The organism is Streptomyces sp. NPDC051020 (genome assembly GCF_040683105.1).
Taxonomy (GTDB): domain Bacteria; phylum Actinomycetota; class Actinomycetes; order Streptomycetales; family Streptomycetaceae; genus Streptomyces.
Map to the genome: position 1 here is coordinate 1 of NZ_JBFBCG010000013.1, position 22,198 is coordinate 22,198.

Here is a 22,198-nt window from a genome sequence, read left to right on the forward strand (position 1 = left end):
GGTCGGTGGTACTGGCCATGCCGGGGTTGCTCCTGTCTCGCCCATCCAGGCTAACCCGAGGTGCCGGGTGCCTCAGCCGAGACTGTCAGGAAGGGGATGGCCGGAGCACACTGGGAGTATGTCCGGACAAGCGCCCGTGATCGTTCACCCGCCGCAGCCGGACGGTGGACGGCGGGTGACGATCCGCGACGAGTACGTCGGCACGGCGTACCACCTGCTCGACGTGGTGGAGTTCCTACGCCTCGCAGGCCTGCCCGAGGCTGATACAAGATCGACGACCCGGAGCTGCTCGAATGGCGCGGCGGGGGACCGTCCTACTGGGCTCCAGAGGCGCGCGGCTGAGGTTGTGCGGTTGGGTATACGTGAGTCCCCGCACGAGCGTGTGCGGGGGCTTCGCTGTGCCCCTGTACATGCCCGGACGAGCCGAGAGACCCTGGTTAGGCAGGCCCATCCGGGCGGGGGGCTGTGCCGTGCAACGCTGCTCCTGCCACGGGGTGCGCAATGCGAGTGGAATTGATCAAACGCGCCGCCGACGTGCTGCTGGACGTCCCCGCCGACGCGCGCAAGGAGATCGTCATGCTCATTAGCGCCGCGGCCGAGGCTCCGTTCCCGCCGCCAGGGGCGAAAGCAGCAGCGTTCGGCAATCAGTGCTGGGTCGAGTACATGGCCCGGGACAACGTGATCGAAGTGATTGACGTCGGGTGTCTCTGCTGACGGAGCTACGCGGCGGCGCTCTGCTCGGTCCAGATGCGTCCGCACCTGGTGCAGCGGGCGACGGGGTCCGTGGACCGAGGTCTACCTCCTCAACCCCTGCGTGGTTACGCCAGAAGGCGAGTGGGAAGCCTGGTCCGTCGTCCGTGGCTGCCCGGCGCACTCCGCTACCAGTCCTTCTGGGACTTGATGAACGACGAGTACCGACATTTCCGAGGCGAATGGTGACGCCCAGAGCGTTGCAACGCAGGTAACAGAGCGCTTGTCGAATGCGTGTCGACGTTCCCAGCCACACCTCCCTGAGCCTCCCTCCTTGCCCAGGTCGGAGGCCGATCACCCGTCGAAGCACCCAGCGCCTTCTAAGCACCTGCTCCAGCGCAGTGACCGACATCGCCGCTCGACGCCCGGTCATCCGCACCGTGAGTCCGTGCTTGACGGCGCTGGCCGTGCCAGATCCGTGCCAGATCGAATGGTCAGTCACGGTCACTTGAGGTACGAGACGGTTCAGTCGCAGGCTGGCAGGTGTGGCGCTGGCGCACGACCACTGACCAGCCAGAACTCTCCTACGGTCAGCGCCCGGCTTACAAAGCAGATGTCGGCGGTTCGAAACCGTCCGCGCCCACCAGTGCGAAGGCCCCCAACCGATCATGGTTGGGGGCCTTCGACATCTACTTTTGACATCAACCGGGGCAGTTACTGGACGCTGCCGCTTCAGCATGCGGTCGAGGTGACTCACGGCCTCGCGCTGCGTGTCCTGGACGACGTGGGCGTAGATGTTCATCGTGACCGCGATCTGACTGTGCCCGAGGATCTCCATCACGACGCGGGGAGCGACCCCGGCGGCGGTCAGCAGGGTCGCGCATCCGTGGCGGGCGTCGTGCGCATCCCCCGCTTACAGCATCAAACGGGCTCCGACCGATGGTCGGCCGCAGTTGGTTGACCTTGGAATGCCGGTCTTCACCGACCACGCACCACTGCTTCAGCCGGGATCGGGAGAGCCCAGATGCCGCCCCTGATCCTGTCGCCGAGCGAGTTCGCCTTGGCGAAGACTGCGGAACAACTCCGGGGTCGTCCATCCGCGCAGCGTGGCGTGAATCGTCGAGCGGAATGCGGCCTCGGCCGTGGTGGCGTCGAGGGCCCCGGCCAGTTCGAGAGTCACGAGCCCATGCAGGGTTCCCCAGATCGACAGGGAGATCGACGTTGCGTCGCCGACGAGGACGGACGCCGTCAAGGCGCGTTCGATCGCCGCGAGGAGCGGTCGGATCGGGTCACTGGCGCCGACCTCCCCCGACGGGTCGAAGGACTGCACACCACCGAACAGCACCGTGTACAGGTGGCTGTGCCCGCGTCCCCAACGACGGTAGGCGACGGCCAGCGCGTAGAGGTCGGCGAGAGGATCCGCGGAGGTCTGCACCGCCGACAGATCCTGGAACAGGCCGGCGACGGCTCTGTCGCGCACCGCACCGATCAGCCCGTCCTTACCGCCGAACAAGGAGTACACCGCCGTCGTCGACGCCTCGGCAGCAGCGGCCACGGCGCGGACCGTGACCGACTCTCGCGGACGGGTGGCGAGCATCTCGGTCGCGCACTCCACAAGCCGCTCTTTGACGACCTCGTCGTTTGTTCTCGGCCTACCCACGACCAGCAGCCTACCCCCTCTGATAACGTCGTTTTGAAACAGTGTTCTGAAACTGTCGGAGGTCCGCCGTGCCCACGTCCGCCATACGCCCCGTCCGCTTCACCGGACGCTTACTGCTGGCCCTGGCTGCCGTCGCGACGCTGGGCGTCGGCTTTCTCGCACTGATCGCCCTCATGGACGGGGCAGGTTCGGGGCTCGCCGCGTGGTTGACGACCCTCGGGGCAGGGACTGTCCTTGCGCTGTGGCGGGGCCGGCAGCGCACCTGGCCGGCGCGGCTCGCGCCGTTCCTGCCGGTGGTCGTCGCGGCAGCGTTGACAGCGACGGTCTGCATCCCGACCGTGCCGACAGCCCGGCAGTACCCGCCCGCCCTACCCTTCGTGGCCACGCAGCACTGGAGCCTGGCCACAGGCAGCCGGGTAGCGGTGTACCACTACCCGCCCGCGAGCCCCAGCACCCGGCATCCCATCCCACTCGTGTACCTCAACGGCGGACCGGTCCGTGGCATCTCGGTGCTCGACCACCGGTTCCTGCAACTCCTGGCGCGCCAGGGCTACGACGTCTACGCCTACGAACAGGCCGGTGGCGGACGAAGCGACCTGCTCCCCATGAGCCAGTACACGATCTCCAGGTCGGTCCGCGACCTCGCCGCCATCGTCGACCGCCTGGAAAAGGGAAAGGTCGACATCCTCGGATTCTCCTCAGGCGGTGCCGTGCTCACCCGAGCCCTGGCCGACCCGCGCGTCGCCGCACGCTTGCACCGGGCGATCATCGCCGAGCCCGGCCCCATGGACGGCCCCACCGCACACATCACCGGGCACAAGGGCCGGAAATCCGCGCGCGACCTCGCGCCGGCCATGTCCGGACCGCGATCGACGCTCGTCCCCCGGTACGCCGTGGCATTCGGCCTCATGCGACTCGGCCTCCTCACCCCAGACACCGGACTGATCGGACAGGCCGAAGGCGACAACGCCTTCACCGCCGCCGACCTCGGCAGCGACACCGCATCCGCCTACTGTGCTCGCGACGCGCACCGCATCCCGGCCGAGGACACCGCAGAGAACTTCTCCTTCAGCCCCGCCGCCAGCCGTCGCATCCAGCAGACGGTCAAGGATTCCCCCTCCATCGCCTCGGAACTGGGGCGCTCCCGGACCCCCACGATGCTGATGATCGCCGAATGCTCCTCCCAGGTCCGTCAATGGGCGACCGCCATCCTTGCCAATGACCCCGCCATCCAACGCACGCAGTACATGCCCGGAGTCGGACACCACATGTGGAATGGCCTCGACGACAACGACGGCCGGGCCGTCGCCGTCATCACTGCGTTCCTTCAGGACAAGCCAGCACCCCTGCCGAACTCTCCGACCCGCGACGAGATCCCTACCTTCCTGCGCGACCACAAATGAAGACGTTGCACCCCGTCACCGGCAAAGGCGGGCGAACCCTCGGAGCCGCCCGGGCCCTGCGGGTTAGAGGTTGCGCGGATAGGCGGCTGCTGGGGCCGGTGGGCAGACAGGACAGGCGCAGGTGCTGTGATCGCGGAGTTGCGACGCTCTGTGACCATCGAAAGACCTGTGCCCCGCGCTGCCATCATTGCGCTGGGGTTGGACAACGAGGCCGTTCGGCCTCCGGGATCAAACCGCCCAGGTCAGGGAGTCGCCAGGTCAGCGGCCCCCCGCCTACGGCGTCTTCCGAACTAGCTACACATCCCGAAGAACACCGTGACCGTGCATGCTGTCGGACATGAGCGAGCCAGACCCCCAGTACGTGAAGGTCCACTTCCGCCTTGAAGTGGAGGACGACTGGCCTCCTGCCAGTGTGGAGAGCCTTTGGGGTATCGATTGCGGCGCTGGAATGGCCGAGTTGGCGAACACACCCTTCTTCGTACGCGGTGTCGCCATCGGAGACGTTGTCGAGACCTCCGTGGACAGGGAGGGGACCAGATGGGCAGGCAAGGTGGTCCAGCCATCGCAGAACTGCACGATCCGTTTGATCGTGCTCCGCGATGGCGGCTCGGCCGCGGCTCGACAGAGTGTGATTAACGCTTTCCACGAGCTGGGTGCCGGCGGTGAAGGCATCGAGCGATTCGGGATGGTGTCGCTGGACATCCCCCCGGAAGCGAACCTCGCCAAGATCAAGAGACTCCTCCGCCACGGAATTGATCAGGAGTGGTGGCACATGGAAGAGGGCTGCGTCACGGAAGCTTGGCGAACCACCGAGGTTGGTTAGCCCCACAGGACGCCGTGCCACATGCGCGCCACAACGGGCGGGAAGTCACGGGGAATCAGGGAGTTCGACGGGCGCGGAACTGGCAACTAAAGAGGACTGCGAAGCCGCAGGTCAGGGCCCAAGTCGCCCCACCACGCTCCTGAAGCGGTGGCCTGCGCTGTGCAGCAGCGGAGTGCAGCAACCAGCCCGACCGCAGTCGACCGCCCTCACCCGGCAGCCGCCCTCCGACCGGCCCGGTGACCCCCAGCGGCCATCCTGCCTGTAGTTCGCATCGAGGGGGGGCAGGGGTTCAAATCCCCTCAGCTCTACTAAAAGAGACAATCGAGGAGAGGCGTCATGAGTGGCTGACCGGGGTGTGCCATGTGGGTCACACTGGCCCCATGGATCAGGGGGTTGCCGCACTGATCGGCGCGATCATCGGAGCGGTGGGGGCGACTGCGGCAGCCCTCATCACGGTGCGTTTGAGCACACGCGGCGCGTTGGCTCAACTACAGCAAGAGCGGGTGCAGTTCGAACGACAAGGACTCGCAGACTACGTGCGGGTCCGCCGCGACGCCCGCAGAGGCGCGTACGCGGCGTTCGCCGAGTGTTTCTACACCTTCATGGAGATCGTCAAGCGAACCCATGAGACCGCGGAGTCGGGTGACACACGAGGGGCGCTCGCTCTCATTCAGGGTGAGGCAACCGTCGTACATGGCCAGCTACTGCGCGCGCGCTCGGTCATATCGATTGAAGGCCCCGATTACGTCACCACGGCGGCTGAAGCCATCGGTGACCGCGTCCACATCTGGATGGAGATGCGCTTGCGGATCGCTGGCATCTCACGGCAATCGCTCGGGGCCTCGGACTACGCGTCGATCGAATCCGGCTTCCAAACCGCCTTCCGCGAGTTCACGGAAGCCTCGAACCGGGCGCTCGACAACGAGGGCGCCTGGCCTGACTCCTGAACGGCTGTGACGGACTGAAACCCATGCCCGTACCCAGAGCTCATTGCGAGCTGACATCCACTGGTGCCATCAACGAGGGCGAATTGCAACGGATCAGGGCGTACGACGACGGCCATTCCCTCACCGGCTCGAGTTGCCCCGGCATGGCAGAGCCCGCCCGTGGATCGAACTCCTAAAGCGGGTGTCGAGCAGCCCGGGCCGTCGCGCGCCGGATGGACTCCGTGATTGCGGTCCAGGGGAGCTGTCGAACTGCTGGGCCTTCGCGGGGTTCATGGAGCGGCCAGACGTCAGGACCGTGGATGAGCTCGACGTCCGCCTTCCTTAGGGCGGCGACATGCCCGTCCCACGCTGGGTGCCGTACGTGTGCTGCGTTGACCCGCGGGAACACCACGACGGGGACGCCGATCGTGCCGAGCGCTTCGTTTACCTGTGTCAGTGCCTGGTTGTCCGCGACGCCCATTGCGAGTTTGGCGAGGTAGTTCGCGCTCGCCGGGGCGACGACGTAGCAGTCGGCAACCGGGTGTGGGCGAGGCTCAGTCGGCAGGCGAGGTGCATCCCGTACGGGCAGGCCGGTCACAGCTTCCAGGCGTTCGAGCTCGCCGTTCGCCCTCAGCCATTGGCCTGCATTCGGGGTCAGGGTCACGGCTACTTGCCAGCCGAGGGCGATCGCTGGCTCGGCCAGGCCGGTGCGTAGTTGCTCGACTCCATCGGCTGCCGTGCCCACGACCCCCAGCACTCCGCGGCTGCCTGCACTCACGTTTCCACCACCCCGCATCGGTCCGTCCCCTCGGCCAGCAGTACAGCAGAGAAGTACCGCAACCACAGCGACTCTCAGCAACCGCTGTTGGTCACTAAACCGTTCCTAATCAGTGTGCGTAAGTGAGTCCTGGACCCACTGCTGCGTACTGGGCGCATCCCGAACGGTTTTGGATGCACTGGGTTCCCGCTTTCGCGTCCCACTCGGCGCCGGCCCTCCATGCCCGAGGGCGGGCACTGCCGCTGGGGGCTGCTGGCCCCCCGCTCTGCGCCTGTCGCTAGAGTGCGATGCTTGTTCGATTCGCCGCGGGGTGGAGGGGGAGGCGTTGTGAGCGCACAACTGAGAGATACCGCCGGGGAGTTGGCGGAGATAGTGTGGCGGGAACACACTGTGTACCGGGAGCGGTCCGGCGGTGTGGTCATCCGGGGTGAGCATGTACGGCGGTGGATCAGCCTCGCTCCGGCGGGCGGCCGGGACGAGGTCCTCGTACGCGCTGGGCGCATCCTGGACGGCGGCACCACCGCTCCGGCGCGTTCGGAGGCCGTGGTGCCCCTCTCCGCCGGTACAGGAGTGCTCGCCGCGACCTGCCGTCGCCTGCTCGCCGAAGCGGCGGCTGATGTGGCGCCGGTCGCGCCGGGACGGGCAGCGCCCGGGCGGTCCAAGCGGTCCAATCAGTCCGGGAAGGCCGCGCGGCCCAAAGGCAGTGGGAAACACACCAGTTTCGGTTCATGGGTGATCCTCGCCTGCGTCGCCGGTGTGATCGCCCTGTACGTCTACAGCACCGCGATGCACGGCTAACTAGTACTGCAGGGGCACGTCAGCCTGGATGCAATGGCCAGACGTCGGGACCGTAGGCGAGCTCTACGTCAGCCTTGCGCAGAGCCTCTATGCGCGCCTCCCACGCCGGGTGCCGTACACGGGCTGCGTTGACCCGGGAAACAACACCTCGGGACGCCATCGCTTGCAGCGTGTGGAGGTCTTCAGCCAGCCTTGGCGATGATGCGATCCATCTCCTCTTGACCGAAAGCCCGCAGAGTCGTGGTACGGACGTTGCCCACTCCGCCGAGCTGCAGGAGTGTCGCGGTGGCGGTTTCGTCGTCGGGCGCCTCGACGACGGCCACGAGGTCGTATGGACCGACGGTCCAGTAGATACTCAAAAGCTTCGCCCCGAGCTTCTGTGCCGCTGCGGCGAAGGCCTCGGCGCGTTTCGCAGTGTCCTTGTAGTTTCGGACCCCTTGATCGGTCCAGTTCAGCAACGTGACATACGTCGCCATCTTCTTCCACCTCCACGAGGAAACACATCGTGGGGATAATCCTGGACATCATGACTGAAGCCTGCACGAGGTGCGCACCCGAACGAGCTGTACGAGCGATCACAGGCGGTTGATCACGTTGGTCGGAACTTGCGAGAGGCGCTTTGCATGACAGCCGCGCTGAGCTGCAAAGAGACACTCGGCAGCTCGGAGGCCGCCTCACATGGCGTCGGGAGTCGTCTCCCCGGCCCAATCGGCGATGGTCCAGCAGTTCTTCCGCGGCAGGTCCGCGAGCAGTCCAAGCACCAGGTGCCGTATTCGGCGACGGGGTTCGACCTGGGCGAACCTGCCCGCGATGCGGTCCATCAGGCCCTCGAACGCTTCCTGCCAGTGGGCAGCCTCTACGCTGTGCCCTGCGGCCACCCCGTGATCGTTTGTCTTCACACGCCGATGATCAACGGTGGCCGCATCTACGAGTGCCAGCAGGATGGAACGCTCGTCGAAGGAGACGCAGTGCTGGGATTGCTGGGCTTCTACGACGAACTGGACAACCGCTCCCGCCAGCCGAACGGATCGATACGCGATGCCGTCCGGCCCGTCGGCGAGCCGGACGAGGCGGACCTGGTGGCCTACCTGGACGCCGGCCACGTCCTCGTCGACGTCATGGAAGGCGGACACGACGTCATTACCAGGAGCGCTCACCGGCACTCTCCGGGGTGCTCGTCACTGGTGACAGACGGCACCTGGCTATGGCGCCAGGACTTCCCGCACTACGTGGAAACGCACCATGTTTCGCTGCCAGACGCGTTCATCGAACATGTCCGCAGCCTGAACTATCAGATGCCCACCATTACCGTCGCGCAGTTCGCGTCACACTACGACGAGACAATGCCCCTGGTCGGCTGGGCCTCGGCTGTCCCGTGGCGATCGACTGCGACCACGCTCGCACCTGAACCACGACCAGTGACCAGCAAGGCCCAGTTCGACGCGGCGGCACTGACCCAGGATCGAAACCGGCCACACGGCAGCTGGGACAGGCCGCGCAAGCCGCGCAAGCCGCCGAGAACATAGGCGCCACCAGCTTCGTCCAGGTCCCCGCTGACGCATAGTTCCAGCAACTCAGCCACGTTTGCCCCACCGAGTGCAGAAAGTCCCCCTTAAACACGCTCCAGGGGACGGTGCGGGGCCGGCGGGAGCTCGACCTCGATGCGGTCGTACGGGCGGACGGGGCCGCCGTGGCGGACCACGGCCATGATGCCGGACTTGAAAGTGAAGTCCCCCGAGACGGGATCGAGGACGAAGACCTCTCCGAGCAGGCCCTGCCGGAAGTCGTTGATCTTCGCGCACGGGTTGCGTAGCCCCGTCACCTCCACCACCGCCTGCTCGCCAAGGTGTAGCAGGGTGCCGGTAGGAAGGCCGAGCAGGTCAACACCTCGGGTGGTGATGTTTTCGCCGAGCTGGCCCGCAGAGACGGCAAAGCCCTTGAGGGCGAGCTCGTCGAAGAGTTCCTCGTGCATCAGGTGTACCTGACGCAGGTTGGGCAGGTCCGGCTCGTAGGTCATGCGGAACTGATGGCGGATCGTCTCCCCCGCGTGGACGTCCCCTTCGACGCCAAGGCCGGTAAGCAGCGTGACGGACTCGCGATTGGGCTTGCTGAACGAGTACGCCCCGTTGCTGCTCACCGCTGTGACCCGACCTGCCATTTCCCACCCCATCTGTTGGTCTGCATGCTTCGGGAAATTCTAAGGAAGCGCTGCATCAATGAGCTCAAGGAGTGGCGCGGCCTGGCCATCCGCCGGGACAGGGCCGCGACCATCTACCTAGCCGGACGCCACCTCGCCGCCATCTTCGTATGGTCAGCCAGATGATCCATAAGAAACGGCCAAGATCGGCTCGTTCAGGTGGCCGGAGCGGCGGATCTGGTTTAAGCGGCCGTGCGGTGGTCGTGCCAGGCAGCGGCGGCGATCACCCACCCACGGGGGCGGGAGGCATGGGCGCCGTGGCGCATACTTCGGTATGCTGACGGTATGGCCTCCACGACTCGTATCACTGTCACGCTGCCCAGCGACCAAGTGGCGGAACTCCGCAAGCTCACCGACAACGTTTCTGGTTACGTGGCCGAGGCGGTGGCCCGCCAGATCAGACACCAACTCCTGGGCGACGACCTGCGACGCCATGAAGAGGAGCACGGCGGATTCACCGAGGAGGAACTGGCAGAAGCCCGAGCGAAGATCTTTGGCACCGCCGGCACCACTCAGCGCACGGACGCGGCATGAGTCAGCGCTTCGAGAGCGTCGTCCTGGACTCGGAAGGGCTCTCGGCCTGGATCATGCAGGACCGCACGTTTCTCGCGATGTTGAAGGTGTTCCACGACGCCGGAGCTGATCTTGTCGTCGGGGCAAACACCATCGTGGAGGTCAGCCACGCGCGTACGAACCTTCCTCGCCTCAGCTGGGCATTGTCGCGAGTCAAGGTGGAACCGGTCACGGAGCAAGCGGCGAAGGCCGCTGCAGAGCTCCTCAAGGAGGCCGGACTGCACGGCCACAAGTACGCCATCGACGCCACCGTGGCCGAAGTGGCACTGCGCCAGCCAAGGCCGGTCGCGCTACTGACGTCCGACACCGACGACATGATCAAACTCTGCGGCGACCATGTCCGCATCATCGGCCTCTGACGCGTTGGCATTCTCTTCGCAGGCCGGGGTCGCGTCTTCCGGGCGGGTCGTACTGTTTCCCCTCACGCCCGGGCATCCTCAGAAGGCGCAGGGGCTCGGCAAGACTCCCGTGGGTACGAGGTGCAAGGTGACAAAGGTGACGCGGTACCCGTCGGGCGGGTGAGGACGCGGGTCACCCCGTTGTGTCGGCGGAGCCGCGACAGTTTTGCTGAGTCAGGTGAGGGGCTGTTCCGGCCTCCCGGTCGTGACCGATCCGGGGGCCGTTTTCATGACTGATGCCACGTCGACGCCGTCACTCGTACGGGCGCGTCCTGGTGGTCGCGCGGGCGGGTGCCGCGCAGGGTCGGATTCGTTCAGTTGTTCCGCTCCGGCCAAGGAGACTCCCATGGCACAGTCTGCTCCCGCCCCCGGCTACCGCCGCACCTCCGGCCCCTTGGATGAGAATCCCTGGGCGGCCGGGGGAGTCATGTTCGGCGGTGTTCTGCTGATGGTCGATGGCGTCATGGGGGTCATCAAGGGGATCTCCGGTATCGCGTCCGACGAGGTCTACAGGCGCATCAGCAAATACACCTTCACGTTCGATGTGACGGGCTGGGGCTGGATCCACCTCGTGCTCGGTGTGATTCTCGCGCTCGTCGGCTGGAGCATTCTCAAGGGTGCCGGCTGGGCCAGGGCGACGGGTGTCGTGCTGGCTGCGCTCAACATGATCGCCAACTTCATGTGGCTGCCCTACCAGCCGATCTGGGCGATCATCTCCCTCGCGATCGACGGGTTCGTGATCTGGGCGCTGTGCACCGCCCCTTCGAAGGCGGTCATCCAGTGAGGGCCGGGACGGCGGTGGCGGCGCGTGCGGCGAAGGCGGCGGAGGCCGTGATCCGGGGCTGTTCGCTGCTGCGGTGCTCACCGTGAGTGGCCGTGGCAGGGAAGGCGTGCAGGTGATGGGCGAACCGAACGGGCAGGGGGAAGACCTGGTCGCTCTTGCCGCCGAGGCGTACGTGTACGGATATCCGCTGGTCGTCGACCTGTCGACGGTCGAGAGATCGATGCAGGAGGGCTTCGGCCCGCTGGCGCCGACCCCGTTCAACCACTTCGCGCACGCGGGGCCATGGGCCGGCCCCGATGTGCATGCCGTCTCCGTCGACGACGACACCGCTCATTCGCTCGCCCAGCTGGACCTGTCCGGAGGGCCGATCCGGCTGCATGTCCCGGACACCGGCGGGGCTTACTACGTGCTGCAGTTCGTGGACGCCTGGACCAACAACTTCGCCTACGTGGGGCGCCGGGCCACCGGTACGGGCGCGGGTGACTGGCTCATCGTGCCGCCGGGCTGGTCGGGCAGGGAGCCCAGCGGGCTGCGAGGGGTGATCGATGCGCCGACCTCCGTCGTCTCTGTCGTCGGGCGCAACGTCCTCGGCGGTCCGGACGACATGACGCGGGTGCGGGCGCTCCAGGAGCAGTACACGCTCACGTATCTCGAACCCGGCACGCACCGGACGGGGCTGCCGGCGCCCGACCCCGACGTACCGGCGGAGCTGCGGTTCTTCGAGCAGCTCAGGGTGTGGATGGCCGACTTTCCACCGGCCGCCGACGACTGTGCGTACCAGGACCGGTTCCAGCCCCTGGGGCTGCTGGAGGAGGGGCCCTCCCCGTACGTCTGCGCCGATTCCGCCCTCGTACGCGCACTCACCGCGGGGATGGCGCAGGGCAGGGAGCGGGTCGAGGCGGCTACCCGGCCGAGCACGGTGACGGGCGGGGGATGGGAGATGGATCCGCATCTCTTCGACTACAACCTCGACCACTTCGGGGTGGGGACGATCGACTCCCCGGAGTGGAAGATCGCCGATCGGGAGGCGTCCTACCTGGTCAGAGCAGTGGCGGCGCACGTGGTTCTGTGGGGGAGCCACGGGTACGAAGCGGTGTGCGCCCACACCTCCCACGACGCCGACGGCCATCCGCTGAGCGGTGCGCACTCCTATGTGATGCGCTTCGAGCAGCCGCCGCCGGTGGAAGCGTTCTGGTCCGTGACCCTGTACGACGCGCCGGACCACCACCCCGTCGCACACCCGGCGGGCCGGCACTCCCTCGGGGACCGCACCCCCGGGCTGATGCGCGGGGCCGACGGGTCGCTGACGGTCCACATCAGCAAGGAGCCGCCCACGGACCCTGCCGCAGTGGCGAACTGGCTGCCCGCGCCCGACGGGGAGTTCCGGCCCGTGCTCAGGTTCCGCATGCCGGGGCGCGCGATCATCGACGGCAGCTATGAGCTTCCCGCCATCGAACTGAGCTGACCCGGGTGTCCTGTGTCCCGGCCCGTTGTCAGTGGGGCGGTCCACACTGGAGTCATGTGCCGCAGCATCAAGACCCTTCGCCCGCCCGCCATCCCCGAGGAGGCCACCGAGGAGGACATCCGGGCGGCCGCCCTGCAGTTCGTGCGCAAGGTGTCCGGCTTCCGGGCGCCGGCCGCGCACAACCAGGAGGTGTTCGACCGGGCCGTGGACGAGATCGCCGCAGCGACCGCCAGACTGATGGACGGTCTTGAGGTGCGGGGGGCGGTCGTCAGGACGCCGTAGAAGCCGAAGCGGGTGCTGGAGCGGAAGCCGTCGCGGCCGCCGCTCCAGGGCGGCGCATGAGGTACGCGGCGAGGGCGCCTGCCATGAACAGGGCCAGGACCGAGACCGCCGTACCCAGCCATGTCGTGCCCAGCCACTGGCCGCCGAAGTAGCCGAGGCCCACGCTGTAGCCAGCCCAGGCCACACCGGCCAGCGCCGACCAGGGCAGGAATTCCTTCACCCTGCGGTGCGCGGCGCCCGCGCCCAGGGAGACGACCGAGCGGCCGGCCGGGGCGAAGCGGGCGATGACGACAAGGATGCCGCCGCCGCGGCTCAGAGCCGCGCCGAGGCGTTCCTGCGCGGTGGTGAGGCGGCGGGAGCGGGCAATCGCCCGGTCCAGGCGGTCGCCGCCGCGCCAGGCCAGCCGGTACGCGACGAGGTCGCCGAGCACCGAGGCGGCGGCCGCGCTCAGGATCAGGGCGAGGAGCGACGGCACCTGGGGGACCTCGCCGGGGTTGCCTGCCGTGCCCACGACCGTGGTCGAGCCGGCGGCGGCGGCTGTCGCGGCGGTGATCACCAGGACCCCGCTGGGGAGGACGGGCAGGAAGACGTCCAGGAGCACCGAGAGGGCGACCACGGCATAGATCCATGGGCTGCCGGTCAGCGCACCCACACTCTCGAGCACCTTCTACTCCCCGATTCGTTTCAACGCCGCGACGTCGCAGGGGAGCGGCAGGAGCGGCAGGGCCAGCTGTACAGCGTACGCCTGCCGTTTACCTGAACATCATCGAAGTCCGGAGGATGTTGTGTACCTCACGCGTCACATCTGCACCGTGGGGAGTGGCGCCCGGCCCTTGCCTACGCGTCGGCGGTCAGTTCCTGGTCCAGTACCGTCTCCAGCTGCGCGCCTGCGCCGTTCTCTTTGGCCTGAACCAATGTGAGTGCAGCTTTCCGGCCCCGCAGGGTGAGGGTCATCAACTGATTGCCGAACCATGGTCCGCCGGTCTTCTGCCACTGGATCGGTGACGGACCGGTCCGTCCGTGCCGCGCCAGTGCTCGCCCCAGCCGTCGTCCCGCCCGGCTCCAGCCGAAGCGGAATCCGGCCTTGAGCGCACCGGGTATCGAGTTGTGCACGGGAGAGCAGGTCAGCTGCAGGATGTGCGCCCCGGGCGCACCTCCCGGCGCGTCGGCCGGCCACGAGGGCTCCGCGATGTACGCATGGTGCACATCGCCCGACAGCACGCACACCGTCGCCGGAGCGTCAGGGCCGCTCCCCGCCTCCCGGATCAGCTCGGTCAGCCGGCGGAACGAGGCGGGGAACGCCGCCCAATGTTCCAGGTCGGAGCGGCGGCGCAGATTCTCGCCGAACCGCGCCCAGCGCCCGCCGGGCCCACCCCGCTCGCCGCGGCACAGCGCGGCGTCCCACTCCTCCGCGTCATGGACGAGCGGCGGAAGCAGCCACGGCAACGACGTACCGATCAAGAGGTGGTCGTACGAGCCGGGGTCGGCGAGCGCCTCCTCGCGCAGCCAGCGTGCCTCCTCGGCGTCGAGCATCGACCGCTGCTCCTCGTCGAGAACGCGAGCCGCGCGGGTGTCCACCATCAGCAGCCGTACCCGGCCGAAAACACGCCGGTAGCTCCACCGGGTACCGGCGGGTTCGGCGTCCGCCTCGGCGGCGAAGCGGCGCAGTGGCTCCGTGCCGTCCGGAACGGCCCGCACCTCGGCGTAGAGCGGGTCCGCGGCCAGGGCGGTGGGGGAGAGATTGCCGAGGTGCTGGTAGACCCAGTACGAGGCGAGCCCGCTGACGATCCGCTCGTGCCACCAGGGGGTCGCCCGCACACCGGCGAGCCAGGCGGCGCTGGTGTTCCAGTCGTCCACGACGTCGTGATCTCCGAAGGCTCCCGACTAGCGGTTCTGGGAGTCACCCAACATGACGGCATCTGTGCAGGTCAGGGGCACGAAGCGTTCGACACGCTCACCCAACTTCATGACCACTCAGCTTCGGGGCGTGTCTTGCCTCCGCCTGTCCGTACTGACCGACGAGACCACCAGCCCGGAGCGTCAGCGCACGGCGAATCACGGCGCTGCCGATGCCCTTGCTATCGACCTTGCCGACCGGGAAGCCGTTGATCTCGGCGTAAGCGCCAGCAAGACAACGCCCTTTGAGCGCCCGGAGTTGGGTGCATGGCTTCGGCGCCCTGATGACTTTGACGCGCTGCTGTTTTGGCGCTTTGACCGTGCGGTCCGGTCCATGGATGACATGCACGAATTGGCGAAGTGGGCACGCGAACACAAGAAAATGATTGTGTTTGCCGAAGGTCCCGGCGGACGGCTGGTGCTGGACTTCCGTAACCCGCTGGACCCCATGGCACAGCTCATGGTCACGCTCTTCGCATTCGCAGCGCAGATGGAAGCTCAGGCCATCCGGGAACGCGTAACCGGCGCTCAGGCAGCAATGCGCCTCATGCCCCTTCGCTGGCGTGGGTCCCGTGCGCCATACGGCTACATGCCTGCCCCGCTGGAAGGCGGCGGCTGGACCCTGGTGCAGGACCCGGAAGCCGTCAAGGTCATTGAGCGCATCATCAAGGCGGTAATGCAGGGTGAGACCGCAAACAGCATCGTGTTTGCATTGAACGCCGACAACATCCCTTCGCCTGCTGATCACTGGGCGAAGTGCAAGGGGCGGGAAGTCAAGAAGCCCACGAAATGGAATGCCGTTACGATCACGCGCATTCTGCGTTCGGAAACCCTGATTGGGTGGAAGCTCAGCAACGGGAAGCCCGTCCGTGACAGTGAGGGACGGCCCGTGCTGGCGACGCGTGAACCGATCCTGACCCGCGCTGAGTTCGACGCCATTCAAGCCCTGTTGGACAAACGCAGCATCAACAGCCCGATCCGGCGGGACACCAATGCACTCCTGTTCGGAATCGTGCACTGCTCTTCGTGCGGGGGTCGCATGTACCTCAATGCACAAGAATCGAAGCCCGGTCAGCGCCCTACGTACCGTTGTGGTGCTTCGTCGCGTGGTGACATCTGCGAACACCCCATGAACATCCGCGCCGATTGGGTTGATGAGTACGCGACCCGCGAATTCCTGCGCATCCTGGGGGCTTTGGAAATCACGCACACGCGCACCATTCCCGGGTACGACCCTCAGCCTGAGATTGATGCCACCCTCGCCGAGTACGAAGCGCACCGCGCTGAACGGGGACAGCAGCAGTCGAAGGCAGCACAAGCATCCTGGCAAAAGCACATGGACGCGCTTGACGCTCGACTCGCTGAGTTGGAAAGCCGGGAAAAGGTCGAGCCCCGTACCGAGGAAATCCGGACTGGCAGGACGTACGCGGAAAAGTGGGTCAAGGTAGAAACGGCCGGAAGGCGGAAGATGCTGACTGGGGCGGGGGCGCACCTGTCAATTAAGGCAGGAACCCCCGGAGGTTGGCGCACGTTGGATGAGCGGCGCGTTGACTTCGACGTGACACACCCGTTCTTCGCTGACGCAGCGAGCGCAATCACGGCCATGGCGGCTGAGGAGTTGACGGCATGAGCCAGTGCATTGATGAGACTCAGCTCAGGGCAGCGCTGAACGGCGACGCTGAGGCAATCACCGGACTTCTCAGGGCACTTGAAAGGCTGATCAGGGCACGCGCCCGGTGCATTGACCGGGACAGCGCGGAAGACCTTGCACAGGCGGGCCGTGAAGCCCTGTGGCTGAGCCTGAGCCGCTTTGCCGGTGGCTCCGCCAGGCAATTCGTCCCCTTCGCTGACCGGACGGTGACCGGCGCCATGCAAGACGCGCACTGCACAATGCGCTACCCGGGGATCAGCTTGGACGAAGCGAAGCTATGGCGCTCCGCCTACAAGCACGCGAACGGGAACGCCGACGAAGCCGAACGGCTCATGTGCTCCGGGGAGTTGGCATGGCGCATGAGCCTGGCTACCGCCAAAGCCGTGAGAGCCGCCGTGAGCCCCACTGAGGCGCTGCCGGATGACTTGGGCGCACAACTACCGGCGGCAGGCTCAGAGAGCGACACAGAGCGTTCTAGCAGCATCGTGGCATGGATGCTGATAACGCTGGGGACGCAACAGCGGGCAGTGCTGGAAATGACCTACGGCATTGGGGAGTACGGGCGGATGCCCGACAGCGAGATAGCCGGAGCGCTGGGCATCCCGAAGGCGAACGTTTCCGCTGCCCGGAGCAAGGCGCTCAAACGGCTACGCGGCCGGTGGTCGGGAACGTTCCTCCTCCGCTGAGAGTCAGCCCCGTTGGTCACAGCGACCGGCGGGGCTTTCTCATGCCTGCACGCCTGCGTAAGCCCCTTTGGCGTAGCCGCTGACCAAAAGGGGGCCAGGGAGCGCGCCGGAACGGCTTAGGCGGGCGCTCAGGGCTCTCGCCGGACAGCGAGCAGAGCGCTGCTACACACCCCCACCTGACGCCTCATCAGCTAACCCCTCCCTGACCTGCATAAACATCTCCCCAATGTAGTTATGTAGTTTTGACCCCCACTTCCAATACTTCTCACGGGATATAGAAGCAATACCGAGACCGGCCCCCGCTCCTACACTTCTGCATTCTTGCAGGTCAGAGAATGTGTCCGCGCATCTCCCTTCGCTGACCGCTCCGGAGAACTGCATTGCACGCGATTTCCAGACGTCAGGGCTAGCGAATTCCGCCCTAGTCCACGCGTGGCGCACGTCACATGAATCCCCCTGCCCCGCATGTCCTAATTGGAATGCTTTGCGGTCACTCCACTCACTAGATACATCTTGTAGGGCGCGATAAGCCGCCTACCGCGAACGGCATCACTACTGGTTCGCCTTCATGCCCCGCAGTGCGTCGGAGCGCTCAGCGCATAACGCACACATCAACGGCCCTAGGTCTGGTCGATTCCCTCAGCGGTAGTGATGCCCCGCTGTGGAGAGTCCCGGACCTAGGGCCTTTTTTGTTTGGCATCACACCGAAAGGCATCACGCCATGACTTCCGCACTATCTGAGTACAAGGCAGCGCACAGGCGAGTGGTCGACGCTAAGGGACCGGCCAACCACAAGCCCTGTGAGTTCTGCGGAACCGTTGCCGCTGAGTGGTCGTACAACCACCTTGACCCGGCTGAGATCTACCGGGACGGCTACCTGTGGTCAGAGAGCACGGCCTATTACATGCCGCTCTGCAAGCGCGACCACCGGGCCTATGACCGAGCGTTCAGGCAGCACGGCAAGGCGGTCCTGCCCGCTGTTTCTGATGCTCTGACGGAAGCCGGACAAGCCCGTTACGACGAAGAGCACCGACAGGCCGTGAAAGCTATGACCTTCGACAGGTGGCGCGTACGGGAAACGGGGCTAGGCAACATCAGCGCTGAGGAATCCGCCGCTCTGACAGGCGCCCGCTCATGACTATCGTTGCGTTCCTTCCCGAATCGCTGATCATTGCCATTCTCGTTTCACTCATCTACCAGATGGCAGGCATTACCTGAGACCGAGGCAGGGGGCCGACATGAATATATGGCAGCCTCCTCCCTTCCCCATTCTTTGAGTCGTGCTCGGAAAATCCACTAGATCCGAGCCGGCCGACGCCCTTACTTACGAACTTCGGAGTAATTCCAATGGACGCTATCGGTGCACCACAGGCCATAGCCATTCTCGAAGAACACGCAATCGTGCCCGCTGATGAAGGTCCGCGCGCTGACCTGTTCAGTGCCTTCGCTGTGCTCCGCCTACTGGCGTTGGGCAATGATGAAGGTGGGGTGCCTCATGGCGACTCTGACTGACGCTGACCGGGCGTACGTCCCTGAGTTCGCGGCCATTGTCGGCGACGCCCTTGAAGAGTGTCCGAACGCTGACTCAGCGCTGACGGTTCTCTACGGTGCATGCACTGACTACGCGGGCGGAAGATTCATACCGCTGGGCACCTTCGACCGTCTACTGATCGCAACTGGCTACCAGCGCACTTCCCGCAAATGTGGGCGGCGATTCGCGGGCTTGCGCCCCAAGGACCCGGCTTTGCATCACCTGTCCTGGCACTGGGACTAACCACCTCCGAAAATCCGTATGTGACCCCCTCCTGAGAGGAACATTCCAATGACTGACACCCCCTGGTACTTGAACACCACTGATGCCACGTCCGTTGACATGGGCAGCCCGGAGCGAAACCGCGCGCACCTTGAGTCTCTGGCTGAGCTAGCCAGCGAAGAGGCTGACGCGGAAGTTGCGTACCTTCGAGCCGCTGAGGCCAAGGGAGTTGAGCTGAGCCCCAGTCAGCGAATGGCTATGGGCTACGTCACGAATGCCCGCAAGGCTGCCACTCAGCTAGACGCCAACTGATCCCCGGAAGGACAACACCCATGACTACAACGGACCTTGAGAAGGTGCGTAAGGCCGCCGAGGCGGCTGCCGCGAAGTTGGCTGAGGCTGAGGCCGCTGAGGCTACCCGGCAGGCTGAGAAGGCCACTGAGCGCGTTGAGGCACAGCGAAAGAAGGACGCTGAGTTTCTTACTCAGTGGGAGGCGCTTGACGCTGAGCTACAGGAAGTCGGCTCGAAGTCTGCCGCTGATGCTGTGTATGAGGGTTCGGACCCGATTGCCGCTGTAACTCACTTCTGGGTGGAGCGCGCGAAGCGCAATGCCGTTCGTACCCATGCGCGTAGCGCCTATCACCGGCTACATGGGGAGCACCCTGACGACCAGTTCGCCCCTGGACTTCCGGAGCGAGAAATGCGTATTGCCGACCGCCTAGAAGAGGCAATCGTCAAGGCTTCCCGACGGCACGGCGCTGACCTTGCCGAGAAGCTAAAGGCTGAGTGGACGGCTGAGTAATGGCGCATGACCTACTCGACCCGGGGCCGGACTACAACGGCCAGCCTGCCTACCTGGTTTGGCCCCGGGACGCGAATGGAGCCCCGTGCTTTGCCGACACACACAGTCCCTCGGACGTGGTCTTTCCTCTGGGCAGCGCTCCGGTAAGGCGTGGCACGTATCGTCAGCGAATCGGCTACCGGGAAAGCGTGCTGGTTGACCTCACGCACTACGGCGCTGAGGGAAAGCCGCTGACACCCCCGACCATTCCGCTAGATGTGCTGCGGCAGATGTGGGCCGACCACTATGGCTGACAGTCCGTTCTGTGAGCTGTGCCCCCGGACAGCTAACGCGCCAGAGACACCCGCTGATGTGGTTACGTTCTATCCGCTGACCCGTGCTCAGCTAATTGGCCGGGGTGTTCACCGGCCGGATTCCCCCGGCTATCGAAAGTCAATGTGCCTGGGTTGCTACCGGGCATGGAAAGGCCACAAGGAATGAACTTCGACAGTATGCATCCCATTGACGAGACCCTGTTGCAGCCGGGTCCGAAGTGGAACTATCCCAACTGGCCGCGCGATGCTGAGACAGGTGAGCCGCTGACGCCTTCCGCGAAGTACGCCCGTGGAGTTACGGGTGAGCTGCTCCGGATCGAAGGAAACAAGGCTTATCCGCTTTCCAGCGGGGTTGCCATGATCTCCCCTCCGGTCACTCCGCCTCAGTAGTGGGAAGCGCCCTGTGCCCCACCAGCACAGGGCATCTAATTCTTTGTCCCGTCGTCGTCCAGCGCTAGCCGCGCCTTTTCAGTGAAGTCAGATACGGCGCCGCTGAATCTTACGAAGCGCATACATCCGTCGCTCCACCTCTCGGATAGGCTTCGCCCACCTAGGGCGTCAGCAGACATGTGCATTGTTCCGAATGAAGCTCTAACTTCCCGAGACTTTTCGTCAACAATGAATGCTGCCGCGCTTACCTCTTTAGGGCCAGCGAGTTGGACTCGGGTCGATATCTTCGCAACGTTCTCATGGAGTGACTTAGATTCTTCGATGACGCCGAAGAAATTCATTCCCTGTGGAAGGATATGCAGACGCTCAAGGTCATTAAGATCTTCTGGGGTCGGAGCTAGTAGGATTTTGGCTAGGTCTGAATGCGCCTCTGCTGCGGCAATGAACTCTTCGTAGACAGCCTGCCGTGCGTCACGTCGCTGCCGAAGGTGCTCCGCCCGTGCCACCATCTTCGCCTGTGCGCGTGCTGACCACCCGGTAGCCAGCGCCGCACCAATAGTTGCAACCGAACCTGCCAACGCGCCGAGCACTGCGGCCAATCCTGCATCCATGGCGTCATGTTCGGGTCGGGCGGGACAGCGGGTCAAGGGTGCACCGGACAGCCGAACGGCCCGCAGAAACTCTCCGATTAGCCATGCCAGCTTTTCCCCTCCCTGCCGCGCTTCCCTGCAAGGGCAAGGGGGTCCCTCCCCTGGTGTGCTGACGCAACCATGCACCCTCAGCCGGCTGAAACCTCCACCTTTTCTGACCTGCGCCTTTGCTGCGCCGCAACTTCGCTGGCCCGTGTGCTGGTGTGAAGGAGTCCCATGCTCTCTGATGACTGCGCACCTTCGCGCGCCGAGTCTCTGGCCCAATCCCTGAGCTATGCGCACGGCTACGCCGAAGAGTTGCGGCTCATGCTCGCTGAGGGGAAGCCTGATGCCGATAAGGCAGCACGCCTAGTCCAAGCAATTCGGAACATGATGCTTGCCACGCTGGATGACCTGTACGAACTGGATGACGTACAGCAGGAGATAGACGCTGTGGGCGCAATCCGGGGGCTCAGCGACGCCCAGCTATTCAGCGCCATTACCGATACCCCACCTCCGAAAATCCGTAGGTGATACCCCATGCCCAGTAAGCCCCCGCGCCCCTGTGCTCAGCCTGGCTGCCCTGAGCTGGTGCGTGGCAAGGACAGCACGTGTGAAGAGCACACGAGACAGCGAGCAAGCCAGCGTGAGAACCGTGGTGGTAGTTCCTACGGATCGCGCTGGAATCGAGTAGTGCAACCTCAGTTCATCTACCGCAATCCGTGGTGTGCGCTGTGTGGGAGACAGGCGACGGTTGCTGACCATTTCCCTGTGAGCCGAACCGTTCTGGTGGCCAAGGGTGATCCGAACCCTGACGCCTTTAGGCACCTTCGACCACTGTGCAAGCCATGCGATGCCAAGGAACGACCTAAGCGCGAGCCAGGCGGCTTCTACGCCGAACAGCGCTCACAACAGGAAGCGACTGACCGCGAATACCGGCGCTGGGCTGACGACGTTCCGCCGTTCTGAGCCTGCCCCCTGGGGGGTGACCCCCTTCCCCCCTTGAGGGAGCGCGGCAGGGAGGCAAAAAGCTAGCGCCGCGAGTTAGGCAGTTTGCGCGGAGAGAATCCCCCATATTTGAAGCCCTGGTCACTCACTGGCCGGGGCTTTCCTATGCCCTGAGAGTGACCATGACCACCGATTACAAGGCGCGCCTAGCGCACTTTCTGACACTGCCCGACGAAGAACTAAGCCGCCCCCTGTGGGAAGTGCCTTGGCAGGACCGAAAGCCCTTCCTAGCCGCACGTTCCCGGCGCTCCCCTGATGACGATTTCCAGATGCCTGAGGCACACCAGCGCG

General features: G+C 65.3%; 22 protein-coding genes and 3 pseudogenes. 16 read left to right on the forward strand and 9 right to left on the reverse strand.

Going from position 1 to position 22,198, the window contains the following annotated elements; genetic code table 11:
• The first annotated feature begins 501 nt into the window (after positions 1–501).
• A complete protein-coding gene (locus AB0N06_RS09700; protein WP_366134155.1) occupies positions 502–714 on the forward strand; it encodes a hypothetical protein in 213 nt (70 codons plus the stop codon).
• A 694-nt stretch (positions 715–1,408) separates the two neighbouring features.
• Here the strand turns inward: AB0N06_RS09700 and AB0N06_RS09705 are convergent.
• Both AB0N06_RS09705 and AB0N06_RS09710 read right to left on the reverse strand, forming a co-directional pair.
• Positions 1,409–1,591, reverse strand: a pseudogene (locus AB0N06_RS09705) (tyrosine-type recombinase/integrase); the annotation flags it as partial.
• A 99-nt stretch (positions 1,592–1,690) separates the two neighbouring features.
• The gene (locus AB0N06_RS09710; RefSeq protein ID WP_366134156.1) at positions 1,691–2,350 is read right to left on the reverse strand and encodes a TetR-like C-terminal domain-containing protein; all 660 of its coding nucleotides are present in this window, start codon (positions 2,348–2,350) and stop codon (positions 1,691–1,693) included.
• A gap of 68 nt (positions 2,351–2,418) precedes the next feature.
• Between AB0N06_RS09710 and AB0N06_RS09715 the strand changes: the two genes are divergently transcribed.
• The 3 genes from AB0N06_RS09715 to AB0N06_RS09725 all read left to right on the forward strand — a co-directional run bounded on the left by AB0N06_RS09715 (position 2,419) and on the right by AB0N06_RS09725 (position 5,523).
• Entirely contained in the window at positions 2,419–3,753 is a 1,335-nt protein-coding gene (locus AB0N06_RS09715; protein WP_366134157.1) for an alpha/beta hydrolase, read from the forward strand.
• 337 nt (positions 3,754–4,090) lie between these two features.
• Positions 4,091–4,576, forward strand: coding sequence for a DUF4265 domain-containing protein (locus AB0N06_RS09720; RefSeq protein WP_366134158.1), 486 nt, complete (start codon positions 4,091–4,093; stop codon positions 4,574–4,576).
• Positions 4,577–4,956: 380 nt separating this feature from the next.
• A complete protein-coding gene (locus AB0N06_RS09725; RefSeq protein WP_366134159.1) occupies positions 4,957–5,523 on the forward strand; it encodes a hypothetical protein in 567 nt (188 codons plus the stop codon).
• A gap of 172 nt (positions 5,524–5,695) precedes the next feature.
• On the opposite strand, the gene AB0N06_RS09730 is transcribed toward AB0N06_RS09725, so the two are convergent.
• Positions 5,696–6,280, reverse strand: coding sequence for a flavoprotein (locus tag AB0N06_RS09730; RefSeq protein ID WP_366134160.1), 585 nt, complete (start codon positions 6,278–6,280; stop codon positions 5,696–5,698).
• 327 nt (positions 6,281–6,607) lie between these two features.
• On the opposite strand from AB0N06_RS09730, the gene AB0N06_RS09735 reads away from it, so the two are divergent.
• Positions 6,608–7,078: a hypothetical protein gene (locus AB0N06_RS09735; RefSeq protein ID WP_366134161.1), complete on the forward strand. Its 471-nt coding sequence runs from the start codon at positions 6,608–6,610 to the stop codon at positions 7,076–7,078.
• 182 nt (positions 7,079–7,260) lie between these two features.
• Here the strand turns inward: AB0N06_RS09735 and AB0N06_RS09740 are convergent, their stop codons facing one another.
• Together AB0N06_RS09740 and AB0N06_RS09745 are read right to left on the reverse strand one after the other, a co-directional pair.
• The gene (locus AB0N06_RS09740) at positions 7,261–7,554 is read right to left on the reverse strand and encodes a GYD domain-containing protein (protein WP_366134162.1); all 294 of its coding nucleotides are present in this window, start codon (positions 7,552–7,554) and stop codon (positions 7,261–7,263) included.
• 201 nt (positions 7,555–7,755) lie between these two features.
• Positions 7,756–7,956: pseudogene (locus AB0N06_RS09745) on the reverse strand (IS701 family transposase); the annotation flags it as partial.
• A 27-nt stretch (positions 7,957–7,983) separates the two neighbouring features.
• On the opposite strand from AB0N06_RS09745, the gene AB0N06_RS09750 reads away from it, so the two are divergent.
• Positions 7,984–8,604 carry a hypothetical protein gene (locus AB0N06_RS09750; RefSeq protein WP_366134163.1) on the forward strand — a complete coding sequence of 207 codons (621 nt, stop codon included), beginning with the start codon at positions 7,984–7,986 and terminating at the stop codon, positions 8,602–8,604.
• Between the two features lie 86 nt (positions 8,605–8,690).
• On the opposite strand, the gene AB0N06_RS09755 is transcribed toward AB0N06_RS09750, so the two are convergent.
• Positions 8,691–9,236, reverse strand: a complete 546-nt coding sequence (locus AB0N06_RS09755) for an MOSC domain-containing protein (protein ID WP_366134164.1) — start codon at positions 9,234–9,236, stop codon at positions 8,691–8,693.
• Positions 9,237–9,560: 324 nt separating this feature from the next.
• Here AB0N06_RS09755 and AB0N06_RS09760 point away from each other — a divergent pair, with 324 nt between their 5' ends.
• The 5 genes from AB0N06_RS09760 (at position 9,561) to AB0N06_RS09780 (ending at position 12,777) form a co-directional block, all read left to right on the forward strand.
• A complete protein-coding gene (locus tag AB0N06_RS09760; RefSeq protein WP_366134165.1) occupies positions 9,561–9,809 on the forward strand; it encodes a type II toxin-antitoxin system CcdA family antitoxin in 249 nt (82 codons plus the stop codon).
• Positions 9,806–10,207: a PIN domain-containing protein gene (locus tag AB0N06_RS09765; RefSeq protein ID WP_366134166.1), complete on the forward strand. Its 402-nt coding sequence runs from the start codon at positions 9,806–9,808 to the stop codon at positions 10,205–10,207. The genes AB0N06_RS09760 and AB0N06_RS09765 overlap by 4 nt, the downstream gene beginning before the upstream one ends.
• 385 nt (positions 10,208–10,592) lie before the next feature.
• On the forward strand, positions 10,593–11,030 hold the full coding sequence (locus tag AB0N06_RS09770; RefSeq protein WP_366134167.1) for a hypothetical protein: 438 nt from the start codon (positions 10,593–10,595) through the stop codon (positions 11,028–11,030).
• Between the two features lie 115 nt (positions 11,031–11,145).
• The gene (locus tag AB0N06_RS09775; RefSeq protein ID WP_366134168.1) at positions 11,146–12,495 is read left to right on the forward strand and encodes a DUF1254 domain-containing protein; all 1,350 of its coding nucleotides are present in this window, start codon (positions 11,146–11,148) and stop codon (positions 12,493–12,495) included.
• A 54-nt stretch (positions 12,496–12,549) separates the two neighbouring features.
• The gene (locus AB0N06_RS09780; RefSeq protein ID WP_358862430.1) at positions 12,550–12,777 is read left to right on the forward strand and encodes a DUF2277 domain-containing protein; all 228 of its coding nucleotides are present in this window, start codon (positions 12,550–12,552) and stop codon (positions 12,775–12,777) included.
• Here the strand turns inward: AB0N06_RS09780 and AB0N06_RS09785 are convergent.
• Positions 12,764–13,441, reverse strand: coding sequence for a VTT domain-containing protein (locus AB0N06_RS09785; protein ID WP_366134169.1), 678 nt, complete (start codon positions 13,439–13,441; stop codon positions 12,764–12,766). The genes AB0N06_RS09780 and AB0N06_RS09785 overlap by 14 nt on opposite strands.
• 173 nt (positions 13,442–13,614) lie before the next feature.
• Positions 13,615–14,652: pseudogene (locus tag AB0N06_RS09790) on the reverse strand (alkaline phosphatase family protein); the annotation flags it as partial.
• 91 nt (positions 14,653–14,743) lie between these two features.
• On the opposite strand from AB0N06_RS09790, the gene AB0N06_RS09795 reads away from it, so the two are divergent.
• The 4 genes from AB0N06_RS09795 to AB0N06_RS09810 all read left to right on the forward strand — a co-directional run bounded on the left by AB0N06_RS09795 (position 14,744) and on the right by AB0N06_RS09810 (position 19,566).
• Positions 14,744–16,303, forward strand: coding sequence for a recombinase family protein (locus AB0N06_RS09795; protein ID WP_366134170.1), 1,560 nt, complete (start codon positions 14,744–14,746; stop codon positions 16,301–16,303).
• Positions 16,300–17,010 carry a sigma-70 family RNA polymerase sigma factor gene (locus AB0N06_RS09800; protein WP_366134171.1) on the forward strand — a complete coding sequence of 237 codons (711 nt, stop codon included), beginning with the start codon at positions 16,300–16,302 and terminating at the stop codon, positions 17,008–17,010. The genes AB0N06_RS09795 and AB0N06_RS09800 overlap by 4 nt, the downstream gene beginning before the upstream one ends.
• 721 nt (positions 17,011–17,731) lie before the next feature.
• Positions 17,732–18,148 (forward strand): hypothetical protein, encoded by a 417-nt coding sequence (locus tag AB0N06_RS09805; protein WP_366134172.1) that lies wholly within the window; start codon positions 17,732–17,734, stop codon positions 18,146–18,148.
• A 947-nt stretch (positions 18,149–19,095) separates the two neighbouring features.
• Positions 19,096–19,566 carry a hypothetical protein gene (locus AB0N06_RS09810; protein ID WP_366134173.1) on the forward strand — a complete coding sequence of 157 codons (471 nt, stop codon included), beginning with the start codon at positions 19,096–19,098 and terminating at the stop codon, positions 19,564–19,566.
• 739 nt (positions 19,567–20,305) lie between these two features.
• Here AB0N06_RS09810 and AB0N06_RS09815 read toward each other — a convergent pair.
• On the reverse strand, positions 20,306–20,881 hold the full coding sequence (locus AB0N06_RS09815; protein ID WP_366134174.1) for a hypothetical protein: 576 nt from the start codon (positions 20,879–20,881) through the stop codon (positions 20,306–20,308).
• 255 nt (positions 20,882–21,136) lie between these two features.
• Between AB0N06_RS09815 and AB0N06_RS09820 the strand changes: the two genes are divergently transcribed.
• Positions 21,137–21,433 carry a hypothetical protein gene (locus tag AB0N06_RS09820; protein WP_366134175.1) on the forward strand — a complete coding sequence of 99 codons (297 nt, stop codon included), beginning with the start codon at positions 21,137–21,139 and terminating at the stop codon, positions 21,431–21,433.
• Positions 21,434–22,198 lie beyond the last annotated feature (765 nt).

Excerpts from the sequence above, each read along its gene's own strand:
- AB0N06_RS09700 (WP_366134155.1), top strand. The coding sequence starts at position 502 with ATGCGAGTGGAATTGATCAAACGCGCCGCCGACGTGCTGCTGGACGTC.
- AB0N06_RS09720 (WP_366134158.1), top strand. The coding sequence starts at position 4,091 with ATGAGCGAGCCAGACCCCCAGTACGTGAAGGTCCACTTCCGCCTTGAA.
- AB0N06_RS09725 (WP_366134159.1), top strand. The coding sequence starts at position 4,957 with ATGGATCAGGGGGTTGCCGCACTGATCGGCGCGATCATCGGAGCGGTG.
- AB0N06_RS09740 (WP_366134162.1), bottom strand. The coding sequence starts at position 7,554 with ATGGCGACGTATGTCACGTTGCTGAACTGGACCGATCAAGGGGTCCGA.
- AB0N06_RS09750 (WP_366134163.1), top strand. The coding sequence starts at position 7,984 with ATGATCAACGGTGGCCGCATCTACGAGTGCCAGCAGGATGGAACGCTC.
- AB0N06_RS09755 (WP_366134164.1), bottom strand. The coding sequence starts at position 9,236 with ATGGCAGGTCGGGTCACAGCGGTGAGCAGCAACGGGGCGTACTCGTTC.
- AB0N06_RS09760 (WP_366134165.1), top strand. The coding sequence starts at position 9,561 with ATGGCCTCCACGACTCGTATCACTGTCACGCTGCCCAGCGACCAAGTG.
- AB0N06_RS09765 (WP_366134166.1), top strand. The coding sequence starts at position 9,806 with ATGAGTCAGCGCTTCGAGAGCGTCGTCCTGGACTCGGAAGGGCTCTCG.
- AB0N06_RS09770 (WP_366134167.1), top strand. The coding sequence starts at position 10,593 with ATGGCACAGTCTGCTCCCGCCCCCGGCTACCGCCGCACCTCCGGCCCC.
- AB0N06_RS09775 (WP_366134168.1), top strand. The coding sequence starts at position 11,146 with ATGGGCGAACCGAACGGGCAGGGGGAAGACCTGGTCGCTCTTGCCGCC.
- AB0N06_RS09780 (WP_358862430.1), top strand. The coding sequence starts at position 12,550 with ATGTGCCGCAGCATCAAGACCCTTCGCCCGCCCGCCATCCCCGAGGAG.
- AB0N06_RS09795 (WP_366134170.1), top strand. The coding sequence starts at position 14,744 with ATGACCACTCAGCTTCGGGGCGTGTCTTGCCTCCGCCTGTCCGTACTG.
- AB0N06_RS09800 (WP_366134171.1), top strand. The coding sequence starts at position 16,300 with ATGAGCCAGTGCATTGATGAGACTCAGCTCAGGGCAGCGCTGAACGGC.
- AB0N06_RS09805 (WP_366134172.1), top strand. The coding sequence starts at position 17,732 with ATGACTTCCGCACTATCTGAGTACAAGGCAGCGCACAGGCGAGTGGTC.
- AB0N06_RS09810 (WP_366134173.1), top strand. The coding sequence starts at position 19,096 with ATGACTACAACGGACCTTGAGAAGGTGCGTAAGGCCGCCGAGGCGGCT.
- AB0N06_RS09815 (WP_366134174.1), bottom strand. The coding sequence starts at position 20,881 with ATGGATGCAGGATTGGCCGCAGTGCTCGGCGCGTTGGCAGGTTCGGTT.
- AB0N06_RS09820 (WP_366134175.1), top strand. The coding sequence starts at position 21,137 with ATGCTCTCTGATGACTGCGCACCTTCGCGCGCCGAGTCTCTGGCCCAA.